General features: G+C 27.6%; 15 protein-coding genes and 1 tRNA gene. 11 read left to right on the forward strand and 5 right to left on the reverse strand.

Features of this window, described 5'->3' with window-relative positions; translation table 11 throughout:
* Positions 1-143: 143 nt before the first annotated feature.
* The gene (locus Q1X91_RS01480) at positions 144-458 is read left to right on the forward strand and encodes a phasin family protein (RefSeq protein WP_300752646.1); all 315 of its coding nucleotides are present in this window, start codon (positions 144-146) and stop codon (positions 456-458) included.
* 91 nt (positions 459-549) lie between these two features.
* The gene (locus Q1X91_RS01485) at positions 550-2,226 is read left to right on the forward strand and encodes an AarF/ABC1/UbiB kinase family protein (protein ID WP_300752648.1); all 1,677 of its coding nucleotides are present in this window, start codon (positions 550-552) and stop codon (positions 2,224-2,226) included.
* A 42-nt stretch (positions 2,227-2,268) separates the two neighbouring features.
* Here Q1X91_RS01485 and Q1X91_RS01490 read toward each other — a convergent pair.
* Both Q1X91_RS01490 and Q1X91_RS01495 read right to left on the reverse strand, forming a co-directional pair.
* Positions 2,269-2,341, reverse strand: a tRNA-Asn gene (locus Q1X91_RS01490).
* A 65-nt stretch (positions 2,342-2,406) separates the two neighbouring features.
* Positions 2,407-2,943 carry a hypothetical protein gene (locus Q1X91_RS01495; protein ID WP_300752650.1) on the reverse strand — a complete coding sequence of 179 codons (537 nt, stop codon included), beginning with the start codon at positions 2,941-2,943 and terminating at the stop codon, positions 2,407-2,409.
* 156 nt (positions 2,944-3,099) lie between these two features.
* Here Q1X91_RS01495 and Q1X91_RS01500 point away from each other — a divergent pair, with 156 nt between their 5' ends.
* The gene (locus Q1X91_RS01500) at positions 3,100-3,912 is read left to right on the forward strand and encodes a DUF4912 domain-containing protein (protein ID WP_300752652.1); all 813 of its coding nucleotides are present in this window, start codon (positions 3,100-3,102) and stop codon (positions 3,910-3,912) included.
* An 89-nt stretch (positions 3,913-4,001) separates the two neighbouring features.
* Here the strand turns inward: Q1X91_RS01500 and ispH are convergent, their stop codons facing one another.
* Together ispH and rpmB are read right to left on the reverse strand one after the other, a co-directional pair.
* Positions 4,002-5,750 (reverse strand): 4-hydroxy-3-methylbut-2-enyl diphosphate reductase, encoded by a 1,749-nt coding sequence (gene ispH / locus Q1X91_RS01505; RefSeq protein ID WP_300752654.1) that lies wholly within the window; start codon positions 5,748-5,750, stop codon positions 4,002-4,004.
* A 32-nt stretch (positions 5,751-5,782) separates the two neighbouring features.
* Positions 5,783-5,974, reverse strand: a complete 192-nt coding sequence (gene rpmB / locus Q1X91_RS01510) for a 50S ribosomal protein L28 (RefSeq protein WP_020005657.1) — start codon at positions 5,972-5,974, stop codon at positions 5,783-5,785.
* Between the two features lie 210 nt (positions 5,975-6,184).
* Here rpmB and gltA point away from each other — a divergent pair, with 210 nt between their 5' ends.
* From gltA to Q1X91_RS01525, 3 genes are all read left to right on the forward strand, one after another.
* The gene (gene gltA, locus Q1X91_RS01515; protein WP_300752658.1) at positions 6,185-7,585 is read left to right on the forward strand and encodes an NADPH-dependent glutamate synthase; all 1,401 of its coding nucleotides are present in this window, start codon (positions 6,185-6,187) and stop codon (positions 7,583-7,585) included.
* 443 nt (positions 7,586-8,028) lie between these two features.
* Positions 8,029-8,649, forward strand: coding sequence for a hypothetical protein (locus Q1X91_RS01520; protein ID WP_300752660.1), 621 nt, complete (start codon positions 8,029-8,031; stop codon positions 8,647-8,649).
* 14 nt (positions 8,650-8,663) lie between these two features.
* Positions 8,664-10,544, forward strand: a complete 1,881-nt coding sequence (locus tag Q1X91_RS01525; protein ID WP_300752662.1) for a hypothetical protein — start codon at positions 8,664-8,666, stop codon at positions 10,542-10,544.
* Between the two features lie 115 nt (positions 10,545-10,659).
* On the opposite strand, the gene Q1X91_RS01530 is transcribed toward Q1X91_RS01525, so the two are convergent.
* Complete coding sequence (locus tag Q1X91_RS01530; RefSeq protein WP_300752664.1) at positions 10,660-11,640, reverse strand: Gfo/Idh/MocA family oxidoreductase; 981 nt, start codon at positions 11,638-11,640, stop codon at positions 10,660-10,662.
* Positions 11,641-11,763: 123 nt separating this feature from the next.
* Here Q1X91_RS01530 and Q1X91_RS01535 point away from each other — a divergent pair, with 123 nt between their 5' ends.
* The 5 genes from Q1X91_RS01535 (at position 11,764) to Q1X91_RS01555 (ending at position 17,809) form a co-directional block, all read left to right on the forward strand.
* On the forward strand, positions 11,764-12,759 hold the full coding sequence (locus Q1X91_RS01535) for a segregation/condensation protein A (protein ID WP_300752666.1): 996 nt from the start codon (positions 11,764-11,766) through the stop codon (positions 12,757-12,759).
* A gap of 22 nt (positions 12,760-12,781) precedes the next feature.
* Complete coding sequence (locus Q1X91_RS01540) at positions 12,782-15,070, forward strand: BspA family leucine-rich repeat surface protein (RefSeq protein ID WP_300752668.1); 2,289 nt, start codon at positions 12,782-12,784, stop codon at positions 15,068-15,070.
* A gap of 22 nt (positions 15,071-15,092) precedes the next feature.
* Positions 15,093-15,590 carry a BspA family leucine-rich repeat surface protein gene (locus Q1X91_RS01545; protein WP_300752670.1) on the forward strand — a complete coding sequence of 166 codons (498 nt, stop codon included), beginning with the start codon at positions 15,093-15,095 and terminating at the stop codon, positions 15,588-15,590.
* A gap of 31 nt (positions 15,591-15,621) precedes the next feature.
* The gene (locus Q1X91_RS01550; RefSeq protein ID WP_300752672.1) at positions 15,622-16,695 is read left to right on the forward strand and encodes a hypothetical protein; all 1,074 of its coding nucleotides are present in this window, start codon (positions 15,622-15,624) and stop codon (positions 16,693-16,695) included.
* A gap of 82 nt (positions 16,696-16,777) precedes the next feature.
* A complete protein-coding gene (locus Q1X91_RS01555; RefSeq protein ID WP_300752674.1) occupies positions 16,778-17,809 on the forward strand; it encodes a deoxyguanosinetriphosphate triphosphohydrolase in 1,032 nt (343 codons plus the stop codon).
* Positions 17,810-17,855: the final 46 nt, after the last annotated feature.

Below are 17,855 nucleotides of genomic sequence, written 5' to 3' on the forward strand. Positions count from 1 at the left end.
TTGTCAATGATTTTATCAAATGTATTTTACTATATATAATTGGTTTATATATTTATAAATATGTATTTTTTTCTGTTGACTTTTTTTGTTTTAAAGTAAATAATTTATTAGTAATAAAAATAAATACATTAAAGGAGATAACAATGAGTATATCAGATGATATCAAATCAGGATTTTATGCCGGCATAGGTATGATGCTTAAGGGTAAGGAAAAATTAGAAGATGCAGCACGTGAGTTTGTTAAAGACAAAAATATAAGTGCTGAAGAGGGAGAAAAGTTTGTTAAAGACATGGTAAATAAGGCTTCTGAAACAAAAGAAGAAGTTACACAATTTATAGATGACAGAGTTAAACAAGTCATAGATAAAATGGGATATGTAAAAAAAGAAGAATACGAATCTATGAAAAAAGAGCTTGATGAAATAAAAGCCTCTTTAAATAAGAATAATCAAGAGTAAAGATTTAGCAGCAATTAAAGAATAATGCATTATTAAAATTATTTATATATTTTTAATAGTGCATTTTTTTATATAAAAATAGGAAATGAAAATGAATAATATTAGATCTATAAATAGGGCAAGAGAGATAATTTCAATAATAATGGCTTACGGCTTCAGAGACATCATAGCCATAACTCCAATATTGAAAATAATAAAAAATCCAATAGATAAAATTAATATAAAATATAAAGGTATTGACTTACGTAATTACAGCAGGGGCGAGCGTATAAGAATGGCCTGTGAAGATTTGGGAACTACTTTTGTAAAACTTGGTCAGATACTGTCAAACAGAAATGACATACTTCCAAAAGATATTACAGATGAACTTAGCAAACTTCAAAATCATGTAAAGCCTTTTGATGAAAATGAGGCCATTAATATAATAGAAACAGAATTAGGTAAAAAAATAGATGAAGTATTTGAATCATTTGATATGAAGCCTAAAGCAAGTGCATCTATTTCTCAGGTACATACTGCTGTATTAAAAACAGGAGAAAAAGTTGCCATTAAGGTAAAAAGACCGAATATAGAAGATAATATACTTATGGATATAGAGGTTATTATATGGCTTTCAAATATTATAGAAAAATATAATGAAGAGTTTGCTTTAATGCAGCCTCAGAAACTAATAGCAGCTTTTAAAGCTCAGCTTTTGCAGGAACTAGATTTTAATTTTGAAAAAAATAACACTCTTAAGTTTGCAAGATATTTTAAAGATAATAAAAATATTAAAATAGCTAAAATATATGAAGAATACAGTACAAAAAGCATACTTACTATGGAATATATAGATGGAATAAAGATATCGGATATATCACCAGATGATAATAGGTATGACAGAAAAAAACTTGTTTCTATTGGTATTGATGCTGTATTAGAGCAGATATTTATGCTTGGATTTTTTCATGCCGACCCTCACCCTGGTAATTTGATGGCTTTAGAGAATAATGTATTATGTTTTTTAGATTTTGGAATGATAGGATTTATTCCTCCAAATTCGAAAGAAGCATTTTCATCTTTGATTATGAGTATAAGCTCGGCTGATTATTTGGCATTATCAAAATCAATACTAGATTTATGTTATCATAGCGATATAAAAAATATAGATGATTTTAATATGGCAATATTTGTTTTGGTTAATAAATATATTGATATGTCTTTGGATAATATTAATATAGAAGATGTGTTTAATGAACTTATAGAAATAATAAGAGAGTTTAGATTAACTCTTCCAAGCAATATTATGCTTTTAATAAAATCTTTAATAGTTCTTGAGGGAGTTGCAAGGAATTTAGATAAAGATGTAAAATTAATAGAACATATAAAGCCTTTTGCTTTCAGATATGTTAAAGAACAGATAAAACCTGATAATATATTAAAACAATTAAAAAAATTAGTAACTGATTATTCTCATATATTAAAGCAATTACCTGCTGATTTCAGCGATTTAGTTTCAGTGATGAAAAAAGGCAGCATGAAAATTCAGCTTGAGCATAAAAACTTGGAATCGTTATCAACTACATTAGACGGTTTGGCAGATAGACTTAGCTATTCTATAGTTTTAGCTTCTCTAATAATGGCAAGTGCTTTGATTATAACAAGCAAGATGCCTCCTTTATTTCATGGTACTTCAGTTATAGGTATGATAGGTTTTGGACTTTCTGCTATTATGGGATTTATAATGATAATAAGCAGATTTATTAAGAAGTATGTTAAGAAGAGATAAAGATAATAAAAAAGCCTCCTATTTTTAGGAGGCTTAAAAATGCTCCGAGAACAGGGCTCGAACCTGCGACCCGGTGATTAACAGTCACCTGCTCTACCGACTGAGCTATCTCGGATTGTTGTTTAATGTTTAAGTATTATAGCATAAGCATAAAAAATGTCAATACCTAAAACAATTTTTTTATTTATAAATGCTAAAATATTCTAATATTTCTTTATATTTTTGAGATTTATTTCCAGATAATACTAAATAGGTATTTAAATATTCATATACTTTTTTACCGTATTCCATTTCTTTTTCTATATCATTCTTTTTCACAGCATTATCATATTTAGTTTTGTATTTAAGAGCAAGTTTATAATTAGAATTAGGCTCTGCTCTTAATTCCAAAGCCTTTTCATAAAGTTCTATTATTTTATCTTCTTTAAACTCTTTCTCTAAATATATAGCACCATACATGTAAATATCACCTAGTTTTGGGTATGATGGGTGAGATTTTAATGCCTGCATTCCCTTAGAATCTAAAAGATTTATATATGCTTTTAATCTTGCATAGGCATTAATACTTCCATCAAAACTAGATAATGTTCTTGAATATCCTGCCGCTTTATCTAACTCCTGATCTTTGCTTGGTGTTATCGGTATATCTAGGTCTGTTTGACCAAATGCTGACAGTGCAATGCATAAAAATATTGCTGAAATAAGTTTAATTTTCACTTTTGCTCCAAAGTTTTAATAATTTTTTGTTTTTTTATTATCGTAATAATATAAATCTAGTAAAATCAAAAAAGTAAAAAAGTTTATGTTGCTTATTGACAATAAAAGTATTTGTTCTATAATGGTCTTGAAAATATAAATTTATGGAGATATTTAATGGCTACTAAAAAAACAGCTGAAGATACCGCTAAAAAGAAAGCAACTTCTACTGCTGCTAAAAAAACTGCAAATGCTAAAAAAACTGATGAAGAAGAAAAAACATCAGTTTCTGCTAAAAAAGCTGCAGTTAAATCTGCTTCTGCTAAAAAAACAGCTTTAACTGCTAATAGTAAAAAAACTTCATCATCTAAAAAATCAGTTTCAAAGAAAAAAATTGAAGAAGATGAAGAAATAGAAGAGTTAGATGAACAAGAGGCAAAAAAAGAAGAGTATATACCTGATGAAGTTGATATAGTTAGAGAACTTCCAGACAGATATAATGAAACAAAATTGGTTCTTATGATGCGTGATCCAGAATGGTGCTTCTTCTATTGGGATATATCTGACAGCGATATAGCTTATCATTCTTTAAAAGATAAAAGAATATCTGTAAGAATATTCCATGTATTTGGATACGATATCACTAACGGAGAGATACATAAAGAAATAGAAGTTAACTATATATATGGCGACAGATATGTTAATTTAGCTATGCCTCATGCTTATTTTATCGGAGAATTGGGTTATTATGATGAAAATAATAGATTCATAGTACTTGCTAGAAGTAATATGATATATGCTCCTAGAGATTCTATAAGCAATGTTTATGATGAGGAATGGATGGTTAATGAAGAAATTATTAAACTTCTAAAATCACCTAAAGCTCTAAGAGAAAGTTTATCTTCTGCTACAATATTTGAACTTATAGATTTGAGAAGACATCATTTAGCTGGTTCATCATCATCTTCACTTTTCTTAAAAAAGAATTAAATAAAAAAGATTAAATTTTTAGGCGGTATTAATTAATAGATATATGCTTTATTAATTTTTCTGTTTTTGGTTTTTGCTGACTCTGTAAATTAAATGTTGATTAATGCCGCTAAAAATAATACATAAAGCGGAGAATCTATTAATATAGAAAATAAATGTCTGCTTGTTATAATCTTCTTCTTCATTACAATAAAAGATATAATACTGCTGTATATAATCGGTATAAAATATTTTAATTTATTCAATTCCAATGGAAACTTTCCTATAAGAATATTAATTATCATAAATAATATAAGTGCAATAGGTATTACTCTAGTTATAACTGCTAATTTGCTTGAATCTATATATGTAGTTAAAGTTACAGCACCTGCTATTTTATCGCTTTGAGAGAATTTTATTTCTATTAATGCCTGTCTTATAAACATAAATAAAAATACTATGCTTGTAGAAAATATATATAAGAAAGGTTTTTCTTTTATTATATTTCTATGCATTATAAATATAGATCCGTTCAAAAGTATTGTAACAGCAACTGATATTACTATGGCTTTAAATGGTATAAGTTTTTTAAATAGTTTAAAAAATATAGAAGCTTCAAATCTTGATTTGTTTTCAAAACTTATATTATACCCTATACCTAAAAGACTTGAAAGTATTGTAAGCATTAGTATGCCGATATCTACTTTATACGCAAAATAAAACATTGATAATGCACTTACAGTTATAAGTGTCATAAAAAATAATTTATTTTTTTGATAGAATAAATATCTTCTTTTATCGCTTATTTTAATTGTATAGTTACTGTATCCGTTTCCTAAACTCATATATAGGTAATAGGCAGCTATTACTATGCCTATTTTATACTGAAATGGCTGTGATAATATATCATATATAGCATATGACATTAAAAAAGCACCTACAGAAAAGAATATATATCCGTAATTGAGAAAATCAAATATTCTTGAAACAAATCTTGTAAAAGAACTGGCATATTTATCTTTTATAGTCTGAGCTACATCTTCTATGAGCCAGTCTGGAGTGGAAGCTCCCGCCATTATACCTACGTTTTTATATTTTGATAAATCTATTTTTTCTAAATCTTCTTTATATTCAACATAAAATGCAGGCTTTATAGACGATGCTATATTATATAAATTTCTGGTATTTGAACTTTCAGATCCGCCTATAACAAGTACAGCATCATTTCTTTTAGCTATTTCTAATACTTCATTTTGTCTTTGTTCTGTAGCTTCGCATATAGTATTTTTTATAATAATTTCTGTATTAGGATATTTTTCTTTTATTTTATCTACATATTTATCAAATACAGACTTCTGCAAAGTTGTCTGAGCTACTATAAGAGTTTTTTTTGCATCATTAGGTAAATTATTTAAATCTTCGTCTTTGTAAACAACATATACATCATCAGCATACCCGCATACCCCAATTATTTCAGGGTGTTTAGGATTTCCTATTACTATAATTCTGTATTCGAGAGAACTATGTTTTTTTACAAGACCTTGAATTTTGGCAACATATTTGCAAGTAAGATTAACTATTTTTTTTGCATGACTAGATAAAGCTTCGCGTCTTTTAGGAGATATACCATGAGCTCTTACTATAACAGTTTTATTATTTAAAACAGACATATCCTCATCATCTTCATATGTTTTTACGCCTATATTTTCAAGCATATCAAGAGTCTGAGGATTATGTATTAAATGTCCGTCAATATATATATCATCATTATTGTTTTTAGCAGCCTGAGAAAAAGTATTTTCAACTGCATATTTTACACCATCACAGAAACCAGCAAATTTACCTATATCTACGTTCATTGTTTTTATATATTTTTATCAATTGTTATTTTTTATTTAGCTTTAGCTACTTTATTGCCTTTAAGACATTTAGTGCATACTAAAGCCTTTTTTACAGAGCCGTTTACTTCTATTCTAATGTTTTGTAAATTAGCATTAAAAGAACGTTTAGTTTTTATATTAGAGTGGCTCACACTATGACCATTTTGTTTGCCTTTACCGCATATTTCACATACTCTTGCCATAATTTTCCTCCAAGAAATGATATATTAAATTTATAATTGTATGATTATATTATAAAAAATTATTCTAGTCAATAGAGCATTTCTCATTGTACTTCATTTTTGTAATAATAGTTTAGTAAAAATAAAAAAATTACCATTGATTATATTTGAAATTGTAGTATAATAATCTAAAATTAAATTGATGTTAAAAAACCTAAATAGGAGAGATATATGCCCCCAAGATCAAAATTAGGTGAAATACCTAGACAAGAAATGCCTACTAGAAGTCCTGAAGAGAGAAGAAAGGACTTTAAAGAAGTTCCTACAGGCTATACTGAAGAGCAGGCTTATACAGAGGCTTTGAGATGTTTAGACTGCAAAGTACCTCATTGTATGGAAGGCTGTCCTGCTAAAGTAAAGATCCCTGAGTTTATAGGACTTGTTGCTGAAAAAAAGTTTTTAGAAGCTGCTAAAAAAATTAAAGAAACAAATGCTTTACCAGCAGCCTGCGGAAGAGTATGTCCTCAGGAAACTCAATGTGAAGAAAGATGTGTTGTAGGTAAAAAATTTGAACCTGTAGCTATAGGTAAATTGGAAATGTTTGTTGCTGACTATGAAAGAAAACATGCTCAGCATGAAGATTTGAAAGTAGAAAAAAATGGTAAAAAAGTATGTATAGTTGGTGCAGGTCCTGCAGGATTAGCTTGTGCAGGAGACTTAATTAAACTAGGATATGATGTAACTGTATTAGAAGCCTTGCATACAATAGGCGGAGTATTGATGTATGGTATTCCAGAGTTTCGTTTACCAAAAGAATTGGTGGCTCATGAAGTAGAGAACCTTAAAAAAGACGGGGTTAATTTTAAAATAAATGAAGTTGCAGGTGTGTCTTTAGATTTTAATGAATTAAGAAAAGAATATGATGCTATATTTTTGGGAACTGGTGCCGGACTTCCTGCTTTCTTAAACATACCTGGTGAAAATTTCTGCGGAGTATATTCTGCTAACGAATATTTAACACGTGTTAACTTAATGGGTGCTTATAAATTCCCAGAAGTGGATACTCCAGTTATAAGACATAAAAGAGTTGCTGTATTAGGCGGCGGTAACGTAGCTATGGACGCTTGCAGAACTGCTGTAAGATTAGGTGCTGAAAAAGTATATATAGTTTATAGAAGAACTCAAAAAGAACTTCCAGCAAGAGTAGAGGAAGTACATCATGCTATGGAAGAGGGAGTAGATTTTAGATTTTTAAGAGCTCCTTTAGAGATTCTTGCAGATGAAAATGATAATGTTACAGCTATAAGAACTCAGGTAATGGAGCTTGGTGAGCCTGATGCTGACGGCAGAAGAAAACCTGTTGCTGTTGAAGGTCAGACAGAAGATATAGAAGTTGATGCAGTTATTATTGCTATAGGAACTACTCCTAACCCTCTTATCGCTAGAAAAGTACCAGAATTACAAACTACTAAAAAAGGTACTTATGTTATTGATGAAGAAACAGGTGCTACTTCTATGGAAGGAGTATTTGCAGGAGGAGATGCTGCAAGAGGTGCTGCTACAGTTATTTTAGCTATTGGTGACGGCAAAAGAGCTGCAGCTGGAATAGATAAATATTTGTCTAATAAATAATTAATGAATGAATATTTGAAGGAGGCTTTTTAGTCTCCTTTTTTATTTTTAAAAATATATGTAAAGCAATAATATGTTATATGATTAATATATTTTTATCATTATTCTGCTTCTAGTAAAGCAGCCAATTATAAAAGTAAAGTTATTTTGTTTTCTGATATACGTATTTTATTTAAATATATAAATAAATTTTTATAATTAAATTATTTGTAAATAATACAAAAATAAATGAATTTTCTTTTATCTAAATTAAAAATCTCTATATAAAATAACCAAAAAACTATGAAAGCTATTGACTTTTATACCGTTAATAATAATATGTGTTAACATAATTACTATTTTTTGTAATAATATATTTTTCTTATTTTAATAATTATGGTTTATATTTATATAAGCCATAAGATATATTTTATAAAATAAAGATTGGGAGGATTAATCTAATTATGAAGTTAAAGGTACAAGTTGGTTTTATCACCTTAATAGCTTTTATGCTTATTTCATGCGGCGGCTTACCAGTAAAAGAATATGAAAGGGTAACCGCTCTAAGAGATACAGTGGTAAACAAATATTCTGAGATAAAAACATTTGCCCCAGAAGATTTTGATATAGCAGAAAAAGGTTATGCAGAAGCTGATATTATCATGAAAGAAGAAAATAAAGATGAGGCAGAAAAAGCTAAAGAGTTATTATTAACTGCTGAAACTAATTATAATTTAGTTTTAGATAAAGGCTTGCCGCCATATTCTGAAATTTTGAAAAAACAAACAGATGAAAGTGCTACCAATGCTATTAATATCAAAGCTGGTGTAATGTATGCTGATGAGTTTAGTAATGCTGATACTCTATATCAGGAAGCTAATGCAATGTACACTGCTGAAACTAAAGATTATAGAACAATGGTAGATAAACTTTATCAAGCTAAAGTAGCATATACTGATTTATATAATAAAACTAAAGAGCAATTCGATAAAAGTGATGAGGCTTTAAGAACAGTAAAAGAACGCTTAGCACAATTAGAAAAAATGATGCAGGAAGTTGAAGCCTTTGAACAGGAACAGAATTAATATATAAGGAGTAAATGATGAGAATAAAAAAAATAATAGCTACTATAGCTTTATTATCTTTTACATGGTCTGTTTTGCCAGCGCAAACTTATGAAGATGCTGCAAGAATTACAGAAGAAGCTGATACGCTTCAAAATGAAGGACAATATCAGCAGTCTTATGATAAATCTCAGGAAGCTTCTGTTAGTATAGATAAAGCTACTATGGCATTATTCTACAGACTTATGAATGTTAGAATAAATAAGACTAGAAGTGATGCTGATAAAGCTATTACTGAAATAAATCAAATGGGTGCTTCTAGTGATAATCAATTTAAAACAACATATGAGGAAGCTGTTAAATATTTCGAAGAAGGAAATGCTAATGTAGGAAGCATTCCAGCTCCTGATGCTACTGCTCAAACTGATGAAGAGTTTATCGCTGCTTCAAATACTTTTACAACTGTTTTAAACTCTTACAGCAATGCTTTATCATCAGCTAATACTGTTAAAGAAGGTTATTTGGGCAGAGAAAGAGATATTGCTTCAAAAACTATAGCTGATGCAAGAGCTAAATATAATGCTGCTTTGGGTAAAAGTATAAAAGCAGGTGATAATAATGATAAAACTGTATCTGGTGCTTTAGCTAAAGCTGATGAGGCTTTAAAATCTGATAATTTTGCAAGTGTACAGCAAAATGTTGCTGCTGCTCTTGCTGGAATAACTAAAGCAGAAGCAGATGCAAAAGCTGCTGCTGAAAAAGCTGCCGCTGCTGCTAAAGCAAAAGCAGAAGCAGAGGCTAAAGCGAAAGCTGCTGCTGAAGCAAAAGCTAAAGCAGAGGCTGAAGCTAAGAGAAAAGCTGAAGAAGCTAAAGCAAAAGCTGCTGCTGAGGCTAAGGCAAAAGCAGAGGCTGAAGCAAAAGCTAAGGCAGAAGCTGAAGCTAAGAAAAAAGCTGAAGAAGAAGCTAGACAAAAAGCAGAACAGGAAGCACTTGCTAAAGAACAGGCAGATGCTGTTGCTAAAGCTAAACAAGATATTGCCAATGCTCAGCAAAAATATGACAGCCTTGTTAATGACAACACTATAACTAGAGGAGATGAAGTTGATCAGAATATATCTACTCTTTTAGCTGATGCTAATAATTTGGCTGAAACTGATCCTGCTGCTGCAAGTGAAAAAGCATTAGAGGCTTCTAAAGCTATGGACGATTTAATTAATGAACGCGATAACACTATAGCAAGAGAAGAAAATCAAAGACAATTAGATGAAATTAAAGCAAGATATCAAGAGCTTGTTGATCAAGGTTATATAATACCGGGCAGCGAAGAAGATCAAAATCTTTCTCAAGCTATTAAAGATGCTGAAGATGCATTAGCTAATAATGATAATGCCTTAGCAAGACAAAAACTTGAAGAAGCTAATAATTCTATGAACGCTATATATGAAATGGGACCAAAAAGACCTGTTGACGGCGATTTAGTAGAAGGAGACGGTGATGGTGAAAGAGGTCAGATAATCGATGCTACTACTGGTCAGACTGTTAATACTGAAGGTAAAGTTACTGTACTTCCTATGTATTATACAGTTGTACAAAGAACTCCTTTAACTGACGCTTTATGGAGAATAGCTGGATACTCTTTCATATATAATGATCCTATACAATGGTACAGATTATATCAGGCTAATAGAAATATATTAAGAGATCCTAATAACCCAGACTTGATACTTCCAGGTCAGGTATTAACTATACCTAGTATGAATGGTGAACAAAGAGCTGGTACATATGATCCTAATATGGAATATATTACTTATGATGAAGCTATGATATTGAAAAATCAGCAGCAAAATAATATCACAGCTGATCAAGCAAATGCAGGATATGAAGAAGAAAATAATGCTGCTCAAACAAATAACTAAAAGTTATTAAAAAAGAAATAGCCATGTATGAATAATATTCATGCATGGCTTTTTTATGTTTATATGATTTTATTAATATTGGAATTGGTATTCTTATATTAATAAATTTATCTTTTTATTTTTCAAAAGGGTATTTTATTTTCCAACTTCTTCTTAAAGTATCCATTATATTCATTACTCTTAAAATATCTTCATGAGGCATTTCTTTGCATTCTAGTTTGCCGTTATTAATTGCATCAACGCATGAAAGTATTTGATATTCATAGCCTGTTATTTGTTTTGGTACTTTAATAGTTTTCACAACTTTTCTGTCAAGAGAATAAACTGTTATACTTTCTGGATTATTAATATTTTTTATAACCATATAGCCTTTACCTCCGTTTATAACTCCTTCTCTATTAGTTAATGCGGACATTGTAGAGTTTAATACAGCCATTTTTCCATCTTCAAATGTTAATGTAATAGAGTTTTGTTCATCTACACCTTTTTTAGTCTTTACACAGCAGGAATCTATTTTGCTTATTTTATTACCAAATACCATCAAAGCAAAATTGATAGCATAAACGCCTACATCAAGCAAAGCTCCCCCAGCTAATTCTGGTTCTATTAATCTAGGAACTTTATTTATAACATATCCTAAATTGGCAGTTAAAGAAGTTACTTTTCCTATAATGCCGCTTTTTATAGTGTCATTTATTATTTGTCTGCTAGGCATATATCTTGTCCATATAGCTTCTGCAAGTAAAAGTTTTTTCTTTTTTGCTAGTATCAATACTTCTCTCGCTTGTTTGGCATTAACAGTAAATGATTTTTCACATATTACATTTTTATTATTGTTTAAGCATAGTTTTATATGTTCATAATGATGCGAATGCGGTGTTGCTATATAAACTAAATCAATCTTTTCATCTTGTAACATCTCTTCATAAGATCCGTAGAACTTTTTAAATCCGTATTTTTTGGCAAATGCTTTACTTCTTTTTAAATCTCTTGCACTTACAGCATATGATTCTACTTCTTTTATTTTAGCTATAGTTTTAGCCATAGTTTCTGCTATATTTCCAGCTCCTATAAAACCTATATTTATTTTTTTCATTTTAGTTACCCCTTATTTTAGTGATTTTATTAATAAAATAATATTAGAATTTTATTTATTGTCAATATAATAAAAACTTATATACTTGAATTTTTATATATTTATAATATAGTATAAAACATTATGGAAGAGAATATAAACGAAACAAATAAAGAAAATAATACAGAAAATAATTCTGACGTATTAAACAATAATAAAGAAACAGAAAATAATAATCCTGATTATAAGGAGTTCACTGTTTCATTATCGAGTATAGATTATGAAGGACCTTTATCTATACTTTTTGATATGCTTAAAAGAAGCGAAAAAAATATATATGAAGTTTCTATCTTGGAAATTATAGATCAGTTTGTTGAATATTTAAAAGCTCAGGCAGCATTAAATCTTGATTCTACAGGGGATTTTTTGGTAGTGGCTTCTGAATTTCATCTATATAAATCAAAAATGCTTTTGCCTCATGATATAGATGATGATAAGTTTACAGACAGATTAAAATTTGAAATAGTAGAGCAGATGCTTGAGTTTCAGAGATATAAAATGGTTTCTGAAGAGCTTGACAGACTTCAGGAGGCTTCGGATTCTATATTTGAGCGTAAAGATACAGAGAGAGTGAAGTTTTTTAATAATATTAATTCTTTAGATGATAATGAAGTTGCGTGGAAAGATGTTACGCTTTATGATTTGGTATATGCTTTTACAAAGGTTCAGTTTGTACCAGAAACAGATTTGGCAGTTCTATCTGGAATGTCTAATTTCCATATAGATAATGCTATTGATATGATAAGGATAAAATTATCAGAGACTGCTTTTTTCCCGTTTATAGTATTATTTAAAGACGGAGTTACAAAGAGGCAGCTTGTTACATTCTTTTTAGCTATGCTTGAACTTGTTAAAGAAAAAGAGATTTTACTAAAACAAGAGATGCGATTTAAAGAGATATATGTATTTAAAAGAGATGAGCGTTTTATACCTAAAGAAAATATAGATAGTGAAGAAGAAAGTAATAATGCAGAAGAAGTTTCTAATAATAAAGAGGAAAGTAAATCAGAAGACAGTACAAATACAGAAAGTAATTCTTTAGAAGAAAATAATGAAAATACTTCAGATAATCAAAATTAATAACATTTTTAATATTTAGATTATGTATAAATATAAACCCAAAAATAAAGAAGAGTTAAAAACATTAATAGAAGATAATAATGTATATTTAGGTGATATTGATACTTCTTTAATAACTGATATGTCATATTTATTTAGGAAAACTAATAGAAAAGAATATTCAGGTATAGAGAATTGGAATACAGAAAATGTTATTAATATGGAATCTATGTTTGCAGGTTTAAGTCAATTTAATGAGCCTTTATATAAATGGGATACTTCAAAAGTGAATAATATGATAGGAATGTTTTTTTCTTGTAAGGAATTTAATCAGGATATTAATAGTTGGAATGTATCTAATGTTACAAATATGGCTAATATGTTCTGTTTATGTGAAAAATTTAATCAGGCTTTATATAAATGGAATGTTTCTAATGTTGAAAATATGATTTCTATGTTTGCTGGTGCTTATAATTTTAATAAGTCTTTAAATGATTGGGATATTTCAAATGTAAAATATATGCTTTCTATGTTTAATGGGGCAGGAAGTTTTAACAAGCCTTTAAATAAATGGAATACTGTAAAATTAGAAAGTATGTCTTATATATTTTATAAGGCATTAATGTTTAATCAGGATTTATCCAATTGGAATTTAGATAATGTGTCAGATTTAGATTTTGCATTTGAAGAAACATCACTAAAAAAGAATAATAAAATCCCTATACAATTTATAATTGCAGAATATGTAACGGCGAAGAATAAATCATCAAAGATTAAGCAGTTTGAAATAATAAAAAATAATGTAAAAGAGGCATATAAAAGCATTATTAACTATGATAATAAAATATATGCTGATTTTAGAATAATGCTTGAAAATGAATTTTATAGAGAATTAACAGACTTAAAAACGAATAATAATGAAGTATTAAATTTTAGTAATATAGAAGATATAGAAAATTTTGTGAATTATGATAAGAAAAATAATACAAAATTAAAGTTCATTGATGATATAATCAAAGAAAAAGAAATAAAAGTTTTTAGTAAAGATAAATCAAAAAATATAGATGTAAAAATAATAAAGTATATTTATTTAGAATATTTTAATTTAAAAAAATATATTTATAAAATACAAAGTCTTGATAATATAATTAATTTTCTTGATGAAGATAGTTTTAAAAATTGTATAAGAGAAATATATATTAATTCTCAAAAAGATGTTTCTACTTTAGTTTGCGGTGTATATGCTGATGATAATATGTTAATTGAGATGTACAATAGAGAAAATAGTTCTTTATTGTTTATGAGGATTTTAGCATTGCATACAGACAGTAAATTTGCTTTAAGTTTATTATATAATGTTTTTGCTAGACATAGAAAAGCTTCAATTAAAAAAGAGGCTGTTAACTTATTAAACTCTATTGCTGAAAAAATGAATTTAGAATTATATGAATTAGGTTTCAAATTGGTATATGATTTCGGATTTGATAAAAGGGTAGAGAAAATCATAGAAGTAAATGATAATAAATATAAAATCTCTCTTAAAAATAATAATGCTGTAGAATTGTTTGATATTAATAATAAAAAAGAATTAAAATCAATACCGAAATACTTTCCTGAAAATATAAAAGAAGAAATAAAGCATATTAGAAAAGAGATTCCAAATATACTAAAGAGCCAGAATTATAATTTGATAAAAATTTTAATAAGCGGTAAGAAATATAATTATAAATTTTGGAAAGATATTTTTATTGATAATCCTATAATGAATAAATATGCATATAGTTTAATTTGGAATTTATATGATGAAAATATGAATTTTAAAACTTCTTTCAGATATTTAGGCGACAGCAGTTATACTGATTGCAATGATAATAATGTTGTTATAGATGAAAATTGTTATATTAATTTATCCAGCATATTTGAATTAACTAAAGAAGATATTTCAAAATGGAAAATACATTTAAATGATTATGATATATCACAGCCTATAAATCAGTTTCCAATTATCAATATTGATACTTCAGATTTCAATAAAGTAATAGAAAAGCTTCAAAACATAGAAATAGTTTATTCCAGTTTGAAAGCATTTGCAAGCAGATATTCTATGAATGTTATTTATGAATATTCAGAGAGTATATTTTATTTTGAAGATTTTAAAAAAGATAAATTTACTATAAAGATTAAATTTGACGAATATGTTAATAATGGAGATATTGTTAAAATTAATATATCATTTTACAATATAGAAAATAAAACAGTTGATAATAGATTTATATATTATATACTTGTTTTGATGATAAGTGATTTTAAAAAAGAAGAACTTTTTTATTAAATAATCATTTAGGATTTTAATCGTGTATAAACCAAACAATAAAATAGAATTAAGAAGTTTGATAGAAAATAGTAATATATATTTAGGCGATATTGATACTTCTTTAATAACTGATATGTCTATGCTTTTTGATAAACCCAATTTTGCATGTTTTGAGGGTTCTTACAGCGAATATGAGGATTATAATGTAAGGGCTGATTTTTCAGGTATAGAGAAATGGGACACTTCTAATGTTGTAACAATGAAATCTATGTTTCATAATGCAGCCAATTTTAATGTATGTATTAATGATTGGAATGTGTGTAATGTTACTGATATGAGTTATATGTTTTACGGAGCTAGTAGTTTCAATATGCCTTTGTATAAATGGGATATAAGCAATGTACAAAATATGTGCAGTATGTTTAAGAATGCTGTTAGTTTTAATCAGAATTTAGATGCTTGGAAAGTAAGCGAGGATACTTATACAAAAGATATGTTTATAAATACAAATTTAACTGAAAGTCCTAAATGGTACTGATAAGTTTTAAAAAAATTATGAGGTTTTATGAATGACAGATTTATTATATAGTATTTTGCATAGTGAATATTTTATTTTGATTATTTTTCTTATTATTTTAATTATTATTTTCAAATATTTAATGAAAAATAAATACTGTCCTTATTTTTATATAAAAGATATAACTTTTACTATACTTAAAGATAATATTAATAATATATATATTTACTGTAGTAGATTTGAAAATATCGATGAGGGCATTCACTATTTGTATAAGGGTAAAATATTTATAAATAATTCTGTATTATCTGGTATTTATGAGATTGCAGGAAACAGCAAAAAAATTGAAGTTTTTGATTATGATGCTACTGAAGAAGAGTTTATAACTTTAAACAGAATAAATATTGCAGAAATAAATTTAAAAAATAATAGTATTTCAAAAATTGAATATGATATGTATATTAATGGTAAAAAAATAGAAGGTATTTTTAAAATAATTAATGAACCTAAAATAAATATAAAAAATTTCAATATATGCGGATTTAAATATTTAAAAACTAATGACAGAGGATTAACTGTAACAATTCTTAATCATTTATTTAATTTCTATTATGCTTCTATAGCTAATAAAGAAAAAATAAACTTTGATATTAACGGCGAATATAATTTTTCAGAAGATTTCAAATATAAAAAAGAAAAAGAGCTTTCTGATGAAGTTAGTTCATTTTTAAAACAATTTTCTACTTATGAACTAAAACAATATTTTATAAAGATTAAGGATTTATACGCATTTAATATATTATACTTAGATGAAAAAACTATTTGTATATATAAAAGAATTACTCAAGTAGAAGAAGATAAAAAAATTACAATTAATAATATTTCTCTTATTTATGATTTGAACAGTCAAAAATTAATAAGTTCTTCTTTTAAAGACTTAGTAAATAATTCTAATGATATTTTAAAAAACTATAATTATTCTAATAATGATAATTTAATATTTATTATAACGGATATTGGTATTGTAGTTATGTCTGATAATGGTTATGAAAAGATATTTATTTCTTTAGATGATTTAAAAGACTATGTAAATAAAGATCATTATTTGGCTTATTTGTTTAATTAATTTTTTATATTATTGTTTTTTTTCATTAATTGATTTATTATTAACATAATTATTATAATATTCTTTTTTGAAGGAAAATATTTTGAGAACAATAAGACTTGATATAGAAACTAGGGAAAAAGCTTTTTTATCTCCAGCTGCAGCATTTTCATCTGAAAGCAAAGGAACAGTATACCCAAGAGAAAAAGATGATATAAGAACAATTTATATGCAAGACAGAGACAGAATAGTACACAGTGAATATTTTAGGCGTCTTAAAGATAAGGCACAAGTTATAATGCTTTCAGTAGGAGATTTCAGAACTAGGCTAACACATACACTTGAAGTTATGCAGATAGCAAGAAGTATAGCGAGGGCATTAAGACTTAATGAAGATTTAACAGAGGCTATTGCATTTGGTCATGATTTGGGACATTCTCCATTCGGACATGCTGGAGAGAAGGCTATATCAAAGTATTTTAAAGGTTTTCATCATTCTTCTCATTCTTTAAGAGTAGTTGAGCATTTAGAAAAAGGCAAGGGGCTTAATTTAAGTTTTGAAGTAAGAGACGGAATTATAAAGCATACAAAAGGAAAAAACGGAAAACTTATTGCTGACTCTTCAGGTCCTTCCACTAATGAGGGTATGATTGTAAGGATATCAGATACTATAGCATATGCCAATCATGATGTTGATGATGCTATTCGATACGGACTTCTTAAATATGAGGATTTACCAAAGGATATTGTTAAAGTATTAGGCACTACATACGGAGAGAGGGCGGATACTATGATTATGGGTGTAATAGAAGCAAGTATGGAGAAGATGGAAATAGATATTGATGAGAAAGTTTTAAAGGCTATTAATGATTTAAGGGCTTTTATGTTTAAAACTGTTTATGAAAGTAAGGCTATACTTGAAGATGTAGAGAGGGTTAATAGAATTATATCTACTATATTTGAATATTTGTTAAAACATAAGGAAATAATAGAAGAAGATAATTTATTTAAAAAAGCGGATATTCCTTATAAAAGCGATGAAGAGCTTGTAAAAGATTATGTAGCTCATCTTACAGATTCGGAGGCTGTAAGTTTGCATAAAAAAATTACATATGGGAAACTTAATTATATTTAAATAAAGCAATAATTGAAATAAAAACAATCTGTAATTATTTTATTAT

The sequence above is a fragment of the uncultured Brachyspira sp. genome, assembly GCF_949287625.1.
Taxonomy (GTDB): Bacteria; Spirochaetota; Brachyspiria; order Brachyspirales; family Brachyspiraceae; genus Brachyspira.

What these genes read in the sequence shown, in the direction of transcription:
- Q1X91_RS01485 (WP_300752648.1), top strand. Translation starts at nt 550, where the DNA reads ATGAATAATATTAGATCTATAAATAGGGCAAGAGAGATAATTTCAATA.
- Q1X91_RS01500 (WP_300752652.1), top strand. Translation starts at nt 3,100, where the DNA reads ATGGCTACTAAAAAAACAGCTGAAGATACCGCTAAAAAGAAAGCAACT.
- Q1X91_RS01530 (WP_300752664.1), bottom strand. Translation starts at nt 11,640, where the DNA reads ATGAAAAAAATAAATATAGGTTTTATAGGAGCTGGAAATATAGCAGAA.
- Q1X91_RS01540 (WP_300752668.1), top strand. Translation starts at nt 12,782, where the DNA reads ATGTATAAATATAAACCCAAAAATAAAGAAGAGTTAAAAACATTAATA.
- Q1X91_RS01480 (WP_300752646.1), top strand. Translation starts at nt 144, where the DNA reads ATGAGTATATCAGATGATATCAAATCAGGATTTTATGCCGGCATAGGT.
- ispH (WP_300752654.1), bottom strand. Translation starts at nt 5,750, where the DNA reads ATGAACGTAGATATAGGTAAATTTGCTGGTTTCTGTGATGGTGTAAAA.
- gltA (WP_300752658.1), top strand. Translation starts at nt 6,185, where the DNA reads ATGCCCCCAAGATCAAAATTAGGTGAAATACCTAGACAAGAAATGCCT.
- Q1X91_RS01550 (WP_300752672.1), top strand. Translation starts at nt 15,622, where the DNA reads ATGACAGATTTATTATATAGTATTTTGCATAGTGAATATTTTATTTTG.
- Q1X91_RS01525 (WP_300752662.1), top strand. Translation starts at nt 8,664, where the DNA reads ATGATGAGAATAAAAAAAATAATAGCTACTATAGCTTTATTATCTTTT.
- Q1X91_RS01535 (WP_300752666.1), top strand. Translation starts at nt 11,764, where the DNA reads ATGGAAGAGAATATAAACGAAACAAATAAAGAAAATAATACAGAAAAT.
- rpmB (WP_020005657.1), bottom strand. Translation starts at nt 5,974, where the DNA reads ATGGCAAGAGTATGTGAAATATGCGGTAAAGGCAAACAAAATGGTCAT.
- Q1X91_RS01520 (WP_300752660.1), top strand. Translation starts at nt 8,029, where the DNA reads ATGAAGTTAAAGGTACAAGTTGGTTTTATCACCTTAATAGCTTTTATG.